This is a genomic window from Actinomadura rudentiformis (assembly GCF_008923185.1).
GTDB classification, from domain to species: domain Bacteria; phylum Actinomycetota; class Actinomycetes; order Streptosporangiales; family Streptosporangiaceae; genus Spirillospora; species Spirillospora rudentiformis.
The window spans coordinates 445,348-455,746 of sequence record NZ_WBMT01000005.1 but is presented as its reverse complement, the minus strand read 5'-3'; the positions used below and the strand labels follow the sequence as shown (position 1 = coordinate 455,746).

The 10,399-nt window shown below is 70.4% G+C and carries 10 protein-coding genes; 5 read left to right on the top strand and 5 right to left on the bottom strand.

The window, feature by feature from the left end:
• Positions 1–184 precede the first annotated feature (184 nt).
• Complete coding sequence (locus tag F8566_RS13545; protein ID WP_151560525.1) at positions 185–1,147, bottom strand: phosphotriesterase family protein; 963 nt, start codon at positions 1,145–1,147, stop codon at positions 185–187.
• 68 nt (positions 1,148–1,215) lie between these two features.
• Positions 1,216–2,280: a YihY/virulence factor BrkB family protein gene (locus tag F8566_RS13540; protein WP_225993134.1), complete on the bottom strand. Its 1,065-nt coding sequence runs from the start codon at positions 2,278–2,280 to the stop codon at positions 1,216–1,218.
• 757 nt (positions 2,281–3,037) lie between these two features.
• Here F8566_RS13540 and F8566_RS13535 point away from each other — a divergent pair.
• From F8566_RS13535 to F8566_RS13520, 3 genes are all read left to right on the top strand, one after another.
• Positions 3,038–4,708, top strand: a complete 1,671-nt coding sequence (locus F8566_RS13535) for a nitrite/sulfite reductase (RefSeq protein WP_192809668.1) — start codon at positions 3,038–3,040, stop codon at positions 4,706–4,708.
• Positions 4,709–4,900: 192 nt separating this feature from the next.
• On the top strand, positions 4,901–5,611 hold the full coding sequence (locus tag F8566_RS13525) for a phosphoadenylyl-sulfate reductase (RefSeq protein WP_151560521.1): 711 nt from the start codon (positions 4,901–4,903) through the stop codon (positions 5,609–5,611).
• Entirely contained in the window at positions 5,593–6,345 is a 753-nt protein-coding gene (locus F8566_RS13520) for a sirohydrochlorin chelatase (protein ID WP_151560520.1), read from the top strand. The genes F8566_RS13525 and F8566_RS13520 overlap by 19 nt, the downstream gene beginning before the upstream one ends.
• 77 nt (positions 6,346–6,422) lie before the next feature.
• Here F8566_RS13520 and F8566_RS13515 read toward each other — a convergent pair whose 3' ends face one another.
• The 3 genes from F8566_RS13515 to F8566_RS13505 all read right to left on the bottom strand — a co-directional run bounded on the left by F8566_RS13515 (position 6,423) and on the right by F8566_RS13505 (position 8,467).
• Positions 6,423–7,166: a Rieske (2Fe-2S) protein gene (locus F8566_RS13515; RefSeq protein WP_151560519.1), complete on the bottom strand. Its 744-nt coding sequence runs from the start codon at positions 7,164–7,166 to the stop codon at positions 6,423–6,425.
• Complete coding sequence (locus tag F8566_RS13510) at positions 7,163–7,678, bottom strand: SigE family RNA polymerase sigma factor (protein ID WP_151560518.1); 516 nt, start codon at positions 7,676–7,678, stop codon at positions 7,163–7,165. Before F8566_RS13510 ends, F8566_RS13515 begins: the two co-directional genes overlap by 4 nt.
• 120 nt (positions 7,679–7,798) lie before the next feature.
• On the bottom strand, positions 7,799–8,467 hold the full coding sequence (locus F8566_RS13505; RefSeq protein ID WP_151560517.1) for a TetR/AcrR family transcriptional regulator: 669 nt from the start codon (positions 8,465–8,467) through the stop codon (positions 7,799–7,801).
• Positions 8,468–8,603: 136 nt separating this feature from the next.
• Here F8566_RS13505 and F8566_RS13500 point away from each other — a divergent pair, with 136 nt between their 5' ends.
• Both F8566_RS13500 and F8566_RS13495 read left to right on the top strand, forming a co-directional pair.
• Positions 8,604–10,130, top strand: a complete 1,527-nt coding sequence (locus tag F8566_RS13500; protein ID WP_192809662.1) for a flavin-containing monooxygenase — start codon at positions 8,604–8,606, stop codon at positions 10,128–10,130.
• Positions 10,131–10,134: 4 nt separating this feature from the next.
• Positions 10,135–10,398, top strand: a complete 264-nt coding sequence (locus tag F8566_RS13495) for a hypothetical protein (RefSeq protein WP_151560516.1) — start codon at positions 10,135–10,137, stop codon at positions 10,396–10,398.
• The last annotated feature ends 1 nt before the right edge of the window (position 10,399 follow it).

The following is a 10,399-nucleotide window of genomic DNA, read 5'->3' as shown; positions in this document are numbered from 1 at the left end:
GGGGGTCGTCCCCCCACAAAGAAGGAGCCCCGGCGCAGGGGGCGCGGGGGTGCAGGGGGCAGAGCCCCCTGCCGGGGTCGTAGGGGCGGAGCCCCTGCCCGGGGCGGTGGCCGCCGCGAAGCAAGGCCGCCGGCCCGGCACCGGGGGGCGTGGGGGGTCGCCCCCCACAAGGAACAAGTGCGCGTCAGCCGGCGAGCCAGCGCAGGGGGTTCTCGTGCGTGATCGTGCGCAGCGTGGCGTCGTCGGCGCCGGCGGTTCGCAGCGCGGGCAGGAAGGTCTCGAAGAGGTAGGCGTATCCGGTCCCGCCGTACCGCTGGACCTGCGTCATCCGGGCGACGCCGGTGCTGAGCAGCACGCGCTCGCCATGGCCCGCCTCCAGCAGCTCCATGACCGCTCGCACCCGGCCGCCCAGCGCCGCGGCGTCGTCTCCCGCGAGCCCGAGGGAGCCGAACGAGACGTACGCGCCCAGCTCGGCGATCTTGCGGTGGGCAGCGGGGTCGTCGACCCGGTCCTGCTGGCCCACCGCGACCCGGGCCGGGTCGAGCCCGGCACTGGTGAGGATCTCCAGCTGGCTCACGCCGGGGCGGCCGTAGGTCGCCACCGGCAGGCCCGAGTAGCGGGCGGCCCGGGCGGCGGCCCGCAGGCAGCGCTCCTCGGCCTCGGTGGGCGCCTCGCCCCAGGTGCCGATCTCCCCGATCACACCGGGCAGCGAGTTGGTGCCGTCCATCCCGAAGCCGACCTCGGCCAGGATGCGCTCGGCGAGCTTGTCGACGTCGGCCTCGGCGACGAAGGCGGGGTGGAACGGCTCGGCGAAGAAGCCGGTGCCCGCCACCACCGCGACCCGCGAGCCCGCGCTGATCCGGGACAGGGCGGCCGCGCTGCGGCCCATCCCGCCGCAGGTGAGGTCGACGACCAGGCTCAGCTCGTGCTCGCCGCGCAGGGCCGACAGCTCGCCGCTGACCGCCTTCTCCTCGTCGAGCCAGCGGCGGGGGTCGGAGTCCACCTGCGCCGGATGCGCGGGCCACCGCAGGTCGAGCTGGAGGTGCTCGTGCGGCAACACCGCTCCGGTGATCGCGGACGCGGGAATCGTGCCGGTCACGGTACGGAGCCGCCGGTCCGGTGCGGCTGTGTCGTCACGGGGGGTCATGTCAGGCGAGGCTACGACATGTTTGACCTTTTCAGGGCCGGTTACTGCACAGTTTTTACCCGTGACCGTTATTCGGCGGCACGTTCCTCATTCGACCTGGCGGCCTTGGCCTCCGCTGCCTCCGCCGCTGACGCCGCCGACTCCGCCGACGCCGCCGCCGACTCGGCTGAGTCCGCCGCCGCGGCGCGCATGGCCCGCGCCCGCGCGGTGTCCGCGCTGGGCCACAGCCGGTCGATCTCGGCGTTCAGCGCGGCTCCGATGAGGACGGCCAGCGCAGCCACGTACAACCAGGCCAGGATGGCGATCGACGCGGCCAGCGAGCCGTACACCGACACCCCGGCCAGCGAGCCCGCCAGGTAGAGCCGGAGCGTGACGCTACCGATGATCCAGATGATCAGCGCCACCACCGCGCCGGGCACCTCGCGCCACCAGGCCGTCCGCACCGGGACGCTCATGTGGTAGAGCATCGCCAGGAACAGGATCGACAACGTCACCACGACCGGCCAGTAGAGGATCTGGACGAACCAGGCACTCTCCGGCAGCGCGTCCCGGACCAGTGTGGGCCCCGCCACCAGCAGCGGGATGAGGATCAGCATGACCAGCAGCCCGACCAGGTAGAGCACGAACGCGCGCACCCGGGTGCGGATCACCCCGCGGATGCCCGACAGCCCGTACGCGATGGTGATCGTGTCGACGTAGACGTTGGTGGCCCGCGATCCCGCCCAGAGCGAGATCAGGAAGCTGACCGACACGATGTCCGGGCTGCCTCCCCTGATCACATCGTCGATCAGCGGCACCACGACCGAGTCGACGGCCGGCCCCGTCAGCACGGTCTGAGCCTGCGTGATCAGCCAGGCGCGCACCTCCGCCACGGTGCCCGAGCCCATCATGCCGCGGAAGTGGCCCATCGTGCCGATGAGCCCGATGACCAGGGGCGGCAGGGACAGCAGGGCGAAGAAGGCCGCCTCGGCGGCCAGCCCCGTCACCCGGTAGCGGAACGCCGCGACCGCCGTGTCCCGGACGAGACCCCAGACCACGGTGCCCACACGCCGGTGCAGGGCGGGGCCCGGCCCGGCGTCGGAATCGTCCGCGGGGCTCCCCGAAGCGCCGGCGGCGTCCGAAACGGTGGTCACACCGACCCACCGTAAAGCGTTGCCCGCCCGGAACATGCCTGATCGCCCATTTCAGTGATCCGTTCCGCGCGTCGCACGGCCGGTTGTCGGCCTCATACCCACTCTGACGCCCGCGAGCCACCACCGGCCCAAGATCGCTCCGAGGGCCCACGCAGGTCAGGCGGCGAGGTGACACAGGACACGCGGCTTCGATGCCCATTTTCCGACCGGCCGCATGCATTCGCGTGGATCGGTGACAATGGGAGGAGTCAAGCGAAGCTTGTCCGTCGACAGGATGGTTGGGTGGGGGTGTAGCGGGAGGGTGATCTGCCAGCCGTGCCGTGACCACCACCACGATGACTGTCGTGGCGGTTCGTGGTGCGCCTGCCAGCACCGGCAAGGTCCCGCCACGCCGGAGCAGCGAGACCGGACGAAGACCGCGAAGAGCGGTCAGCCCGGCCAGGCCAGTGAGCCCGGGGTCAACTGGAAGCGTCAGGGATGATGACGGATCTCACCCGTCCGCATGCCGGACACAACTGGACAGCCCGCGAGACGGCGGGTCAGAATGCATGCATGACTGCTGCGGACCCCCTGCTGGTAATGCGCCGGCACGTGGACTTTCTGCGCGTCCGCAGCGCGATCTGTCTGTGACGCCCCGACCACGCACCGTTGATCATTACGGAAGCGTGGCGCATCGGCGTCACCTTTAACCGTTCCCGCTCACCGTCGAGCCGGCCGTTTGGGCTGTCCCGTTGCGCTGCGCGTCCCTCCGTACGACATGGAATGGACGCACGCCGTGCCACCAGCGACCAAGCGCAAGAGAGGCGAGGGCCAGTGGGCCCTCGGCTACCGCGAACCGCTCAACAAGAACGAAGAGAACAAGAAGAACGACGACGGGCTCAACGTCCGGCGCCGGATCGTCGACGTCTACTCCAAGGCGGGGTTCGACTCGATCGACCCGGCCGACCTCCGTGGCCGGTTCCGCTGGTTCGGGCTCTACACCCAGCGCAAGCCCGGCATCGACGGCGGCAAGACCGGCAGCCTGCCCGACGAGGAGCTCGACGACCGCTACTTCATGTTGCGGGTGCGCATCGACGGCGGCCAGCTGAGCGCCGAGCAGCTGCAGGTGATCGCCGACATCTCCACGAAGTACGCGCGCGGCACCGCCGACATCACCGACCGGCAGAACGTGCAGTACCACTGGATCGCGATCGAGGACGTCCCGGCGATCTGGGACGCGCTGGAGTCGGTCGGGCTGTCCACCATGGAGGCCTGCGGTGACACCCCGCGTGTGATCATCGGCTGTCCGCTGGCCGGGATCGCGGCCGACGAGGTCATCGACGCGACGCCGCAGATCCGGGAGGTGCACGAGCGCTACATCGGATCGCCGGAGTTCTCCAACCTGCCGCGCAAGTTCAAGTCGGCGATGTCGGGCTGCACGGCGCACTGCACCGTCCACGAGATCAACGACGTGGCGTTCGTGGGCGTGGTGAACGACGAGGGCGAGGTCGGCTACCAGGCGTTCGTCGGCGGCGGGCTGTCCACCAACCCGATGTTCGCCAAGAGCCTGGGCGTCTTCGTCAAGCCCGAGCAGGCGCACGAGGTGTGGAAGGGCATCATCTCGATCTTCCGGGACTACGGGTACCGGCGGCTGCGGCACCGTGCCCGGATCAAGTTCCTGATGAACGACTGGGGTGCGGAGAAGTTCCGCGAGGTGCTGGAGAAGGAGTACCTCGGCTACGCGCTCCCGGACGGCCCCGAGCCGGCCGCGCCGCTCCCTCGCCGTGACCACGTCGGGGTCCACCCGCAGAAGGACGGCAACTTCTACGTGGGCTTCGCGCCCCGCGTGGGCCGCGTCAACGGCGAGCTGCTGCGCGTCATCGGCGACCTCGCCCAGCGCTACGGCTCCGGCCGGGTGCGGACGACGGCCGAGCAGAAGATGGTCATCCTGGACGTGCCCGAGGCGAACACCGGGGAACTGGCCGCCGAGCTCGCCAAGCACGACCTGCAGGTGCACCCGTCCACGTTCCGGCGCCAGACCATGGCCTGCACCGGCATCGAGTACTGCAAGCTCGCGATCGTCGAGACCAAGCAGCGCGCGATGGATCTGATCGACGAGCTGGAGAAGCGGCTGCCCGACTTCGAGCAGCCGCTGACCATCAACGTCAACGGCTGCCCCAACGCGTGCGCCCGCATCCAGGTCGCCGACATCGGGCTCAAGGGCCAGCTGGTCGTCGACGAGAACGGCGACCAGGTGGAGGGCTTCCAGATCCACCTCGGCGGCCAGGTGGGCGCCTCGTTCGGCAAGAAGGTCCGCGGGCTGAAGACCACCTCGGCCGGGCTGACCGACTACGTCGAACGCCTCGTCCGCAACTTCGACGCGCAGCGCACGGAGGGTGAGACCTTCGCCGCCTGGGTGCAGCGCGCCGACGACGCCGATCTCAAATAACGGACGGCCGGAAATGAGTGAACGTGCCGCACCGTTCTACTGCCCGTACTGCGGAGAAGAGCACTTGGAGCCCTACGCGGAGGACGGCACCTGGTTCTGCCGGGACTGCGTCCGCGCCTTCAGGTTGAAATTCCTCGGTGTTGGAGCCCCCCAGACACACGGCGCCCCCCAGACACACAAGGAGATCCCCCAGTGACTCTGCTGGAGACCGACAGACCGACACTCGACCTGGAAGACATCGTCGAGTCCGCCGCCACCGCGTTGGAGGGTGCCCCGACCCTCGAGGTGATCCGGTGGGCCGCGGCGACCTTCGGAGACCGCATCTGTCTGACCTCCTCCATGTCCGACGCCGCGCTGATCCACCTGGTGTCGAAGGTGAAGCCCGGGATCGACGTGCTGTTCGTCGACACCGGCTACCACTTCGCCGAGACCATCGGCACCCGCGACGCGGTCGAGGCCGTCTATCCCGTCAACGTCATCAACGTGACGCCCTCCCGCACGGTCGCCGAGCAGGAGGCCGCGCTCGGCCCCCGGCTCAACGGCCGCAACCCGGACCTGTGCTGCCACCTGCGCAAGGTGGAGCCGCTGGGCAAGGCGCTGGAGGGCTACATGGCCTGGTTCAGCGGGATCCGCCGCGAGGAGACCGCCAGCCGCCGCGACCGCCGCGTGGTCGAGTGGGACCGCAAGCGCGGGATGGTCAAGGTCAATCCGATCCTCGACTGGACGCAGCAGCAGATGGACGACTACATCGAGGACAACGGGGTGCTGGTCAACCCGCTGCACTACGACGGCTACCCGTCGATCGGCTGCGAGCCCTGCACCCAGCCCGTCGCGCCCGGGGAGGACCCGCGCAGCGGCCGCTGGGCCGGGATGGGGAAGAGCGAATGCGGTATTCACCTGTGATGGTCGCGGTCGCGCACGGAAGCAAGGATCCGCGCGCAGCCGCGACGGTGGCGGAGCTCCTCGCCGCCGTCCGGGCCCGCCGCCCCGAGGTCCCGGTGCTGGCGTCCTTCCTGGACCACGCGCCGCCGAACCCGGTGCGCGTCCTGGACGGCCTCGCGCAGCGCGGCGTGGACGAGGCGATCGTGCTGCCGCTGCTGCTGACCGCCGCGTACCACAGCAAGTCCGACATCCCCGGGGTGCTGAACGAGGTCCGCACGCTGCGCCCGCGGCTGTCGTTGCGCACCGCCGGCACCCTCGGGCCGCACCCCCTGTTGATGGCGGCGCTGGAGCGGCGGCTCACCGAGGCGGGCGTGGAGATCGGCGACCCCGACACGGCCGTCGTGCTGGTGTCGGCGGGATCGAGCGACCCGGCGGCCAACGCGACGATCTGGGGCATGGCGCGCGAGTGGCGGAACCGGGGCTGGCGCGGCGTGGTCCCCGCGTTCGCCTCCGCGGCGCGGCCCACCCCCGCCGACGCGGTGTCCGGGCTGCTCGACGCGGGCGCGCCGCGTGTCGTGGTGGCGTCCTATTTTCTCGCGCCCGGCTACTTCGCCGACAAGGTCCGGCGCGAGTCACTGGCCGCCGGGGCCGCGGCCGTCTCGCCCGTGCTGGGCGCGGCGCCCGAGCTGGCCGAACTCGTCCTGCACCGCTATGACGAGGTCCGTGCCGAGGTGCGGACGGCCGCCGCGGTCTGACACCGCGCGGGGGTGTATCGGGTGAGGTGCATCGGGTGAGACGCACCGGGTGAGGTGCATCGGGCGTGGATTCCGCGTCAGCAGTCGCCCTCGCATTCGCCGCTGTAGATGGCGACGGTCCACGGGCTCGTGCCCGGTTTGTGGGTGGCGAGGTACTCCGACAGGGTGATCTGCTCGCCGTTGCCGTCCGTGCCGGTCACGCTGTCCGGGGCGCCTCCCGACTCGTCGTCGGTCATGTACTCGATCACGTTCTCCTTGACCGTCCCCTTGGGCAGCACGACCACGTCCAGAACGTGCCGCTCGCCCGCTGTGAGGGCGCCGGGTTCCAGCGCGGACGCGCTTACGGACTGGGGCGGTCCCACGTCGCTGGCGCAGTCGCCGAACGAGCCGTAACCGCCGTTCCCATCGGTCTGCTCGATCACCTCGTAGCCGGGCCGGCACCGGATGATGTACGCGGTGTCGGGTCCGACCGGGGTGAACTCCATGCGCATCATCTTGCCCGTGGCCGTGAAGCGCTTGAGCGCGATGCGCCTCATGCCCTGGTAGACGAGCGGCGGCGTCAGTGCCTCCTGCCCCTGCGGCAGGTATGTTCCGGGCGTGTCCAGCGCCTGCGCCGGGTCTTGCTCGGAACCCGGCAGGGCGTAGACACCGGTGACCGTCAGGGCCGCCGCCGTCACGCCGAGCGCGGCGCCCGCCGTCACCCGGCGCTTGCGCCGGCGGCGGATCCTCGTCTCCACCTGGGTGATCCGGTCGGCGTTGCGCGGCGCTCCGTCGCTCTCGACGTCGAGTATCTCGCGGAGGTCGTTGATGGAACGCGTCATGACAGTCCCTCCACGGGGATCGGCGAGACCGGCGCGACGATCTCGGGATCGACGCGCAACTTGGCCAGCGCCTTGCTGGTCTGGCTCTTCACGGTGCCGATCGAGCAGTTCATGATGTCGGCGACCGCGGCCTCCGAGAGGTCCTCGAAGAAGCGCAGGACCACGACGGAGCGCTGCCGCGGCGGCAACCGTCCCAGCGCCGCCCAGATGGCGGCGCGTTCGTCGGCGGCGCCCATCGGGTCCGTGGGATCGGCCGCGTCCGGCGGGTCCGCAGAGGGGATCTCGCCCCGCCAGCGGCGCTTCCACCAGGAGGCGTGCGTGTTGACCAGGACACGGTAGACGTACGGGTCGGGGTCGCCTCCGATCCGCCCCCAGGCACTCCACACCTTCGACAACGAGGTTTGCAACAGGTCCTCCGCGAGCGCCCAGTCACGGCAGAGCAGGTACGCAGTTCTCAGCAACCTCGGTGACCGCTCCGCGACGTACGCGGTGAAGTCCTCCCGATCTCGCATGGACCTCGCCTTCCCAGACTCCCCTGTCCCTCCTACCGCCTGGAGCCCCAGAACGGTTGCCCGCTTTCCGGTCCGATCGCGGTGACCGGACTCCGGCGGCGGAGAGAGATGATCAGGAGATTAGCGGTCGCGGCGCGGTCTGGCGGGCGGTCTGACGGGCGGCCGGCGATCGCCCTGGTCGCCGCGGTCGCCGCGCGGGGCGAGATCGAGGAGGAGCCGGATCATGTCGGTCAGCGCGTGCGGGGAGAGCGCGGGATCGACGGCGCGGCGGAGGCCCAGGCCGACGCCCAGGCTGAGCAGGGCGTCCGCGAGCTCCTCGGCCGGCAAGGGCAGGGTGAGATCGCGGCGGCGGGCCTCCTCCTCCAGCAGGAACCGCAGGGCGCCGACCCAGCCGCGGCCTCCTGTGGCCACCTTGCCGCGAAGTTCCGGATCCCGGCGCGCGGCGTGGATGGCGAACTCGGCCTCCAGCAGGGTCCAGCCGGGGTCGCCGATCGTGCGTTCCGCCCAGGACTCGAAGACGGCGAGGCGGTCCTCGTCGGAGCCGTCGCCGAGGAAGGCGTCCATGATCGCCTGGACCTGTTCGGCGCGGACGGCCTCGATGACCGTCTGGCAGAGCTCGTCCTTGGTGCCGAAATTGGAGTAGACGGCGCCTTTGGAGAAGCCCGCCGCCTCCGCGACCTTCTCGAGCGAGGTGGCGTGATAACCGTCACGCAGGAAGAGCTGCCGGGCTGTGGCGATCAGCAGCTCGCGCGTGCGCGCCTGGCTCTCCACCCTGGTAAGTCGTGCCATCCACCGCTCCAGACGACATCAGAATCTGGATACCAACAGTATCCGGCGCGCACGACCAGCGATGACAGGCTGTATTGACACTATGTCCAAAGCCCAAATACCTTCGGTATCTCGATCACCCTCGGGAGGAGAGCACATGAGACACCCCGCCGTGCCCCCGCCGGTGAAGCCGGATCACGAGGTGGCCGTCGTCGGCGCGGGGTTCTCCGGACTGTGCGTCGGCATCCGGCTGCGGCAGAAGGGTGTCCGTGACTTCGTGATCGTGGACGCGGCGCCGAGCGTCGGCGGGGTGTGGCGGCACAACACCTATCCCGGCGTGGCCGTGGACATCCCGTCCGCCACGTACTGCTACTCGTTCGAGCCGAACCCCTCCTGGTCGCGTTCCTTCGCGCCCGGCGCGGAGGTGCGCGCGTACGCCGAGCACTGCGCCGACAAGTACAGGCTGCGGCAGCACCTGCGGCTCGGCACCAAGGTCGAACGGGCCGTCTTCGACGAGGACACCGACCTGTGGCACGTGCACACCGACCAGGGCTCGTTCACCACGAGGTTCCTGGTCGCCGCCGTGGGACCGCTGGATCAGCCCAAGAACCCGGACATCCCCGGCATCGCCGCGTTCACCGGGAAGATCATCCACACCGCCCGCTGGGACCACGGCCACGACCTGCGCGGCGAGCGCGTCGCCGTCATCGGCACCGGCGCGTCCGGGCTCCAGGTGATCCCGGAGATCGCGGCGGTGGCCGACCGGCTCGACGTCTACCAGCGCACGCCGATCTGGGTGCTGCCCAAGGTCGACTTCGCCATCCCGCGGGCGGTGCGGGCGGTGTTCCGCGCGGCGCCGCCGGTGCAGCGGCTCGTCCGGCTGCTCACCACGGTCGCCTCCGAGATCATCATGGTGCTGGGCATCGTGCACTACAGCAAGGTGCCGTTCCTCGTCCGGGCGACCGAGGCCGTCTGCCGCGCCCACCTGCGCCGCCAGGTGCCGGACCGGCGGCTGCGGCGCAGGCTGACGCCGGACTACGGGTTCGGGTGCAAGCGGCCGTCGTTCTCCAACCGCTACTTCCCGACGTTCCTGCGCGGGAACGTCGAGCTGGTCACCGACGGGATCGAGCGCATCACCGAGAAGGGGATCGTCGCGGGCGGCACCGAACGGGAGATCGACACTCTCGTGCTGGCGACGGGCTTCAAGATCCTGGAGCTGGGGGCGATGCCGGCGTTCCCGGTGGTCGGATTGGGCGGCGTCGAACTGGGCGCGTACTGGGACGAGAACCGGTACCAGACCTACGAGGGCGTCGCCGCGCCGCAGGCGCCCAATTTCTGGCTGATGAACGGGCCGTACACGGTCACCGGGGCGTCGTGGTTCTCCATCATCGAGGCCGGCAGCACGCACATCGTCCGCTGCATCACCGAGGCGCGGCGGCGCAGGGCGGTGCGGATGGTCGTCAGGCACCGCCCGCACGACGCGTTCACCGCCGACATGCGCCGCCGGATGAAGGGCACGATTCTGGCGCAGCCGAGCTGTGCGCGCTCAAACTCCTACTACTTCGACCGGCACGGGGACTCCCCGTACGTCCGGCCGCAGTCCGGGTTGTACGTTTGGCGCCGGAGCCGGAGCTTCGACCTGGACGACTACGAATTCTCCATGGCTGACAACCGAAAGGAATGACCTCATGGCTCTTGTTCGTGCCGCCGGGATCGCCCTGGCCGTCACCGGTGCCGCCCACTTCGCCGCCCCGAAGGCGTTCGAGCCCGTTTCCAAGCTGGCGTTCCCGAACGACACCGACGCGTGGATCAAGCGCAACGGCGCCACGGAACTCGCGCTCGGCCTCGCCCTGACCACCCGGAAGACCCGCAAGGCCGGGCTGGTCGGCGCCGCCGTCTACACCGCCTGGCTCGGCGCGCGCACCGCGTACAACCGGAAGTCCCCCTCCTGAG

Coding starts and splice junctions, on each gene's coding strand:
- F8566_RS13515 (WP_151560519.1), bottom strand. CDS start 7,166: ATGACGCGTTCCATCAACGACCTCCGCGAGATACTCGACGTCGAGAGC.
- F8566_RS13535 (WP_192809668.1), top strand. CDS start 3,038: ATGGAATGGACGCACGCCGTGCCACCAGCGACCAAGCGCAAGAGAGGC.
- F8566_RS13510 (WP_151560518.1), bottom strand. CDS start 7,678: ATGCGAGATCGGGAGGACTTCACCGCGTACGTCGCGGAGCGGTCACCG.
- F8566_RS13520 (WP_151560520.1), top strand. CDS start 5,593: ATGCGGTATTCACCTGTGATGGTCGCGGTCGCGCACGGAAGCAAGGAT.
- F8566_RS13495 (WP_151560516.1), top strand. CDS start 10,135: ATGGCTCTTGTTCGTGCCGCCGGGATCGCCCTGGCCGTCACCGGTGCC.
- F8566_RS13505 (WP_151560517.1), bottom strand. CDS start 8,467: ATGGCACGACTTACCAGGGTGGAGAGCCAGGCGCGCACGCGCGAGCTG.
- F8566_RS13545 (WP_151560525.1), bottom strand. CDS start 1,147: ATGACCCCCCGTGACGACACAGCCGCACCGGACCGGCGGCTCCGTACC.
- F8566_RS13500 (WP_192809662.1), top strand. CDS start 8,604: ATGAGACACCCCGCCGTGCCCCCGCCGGTGAAGCCGGATCACGAGGTG.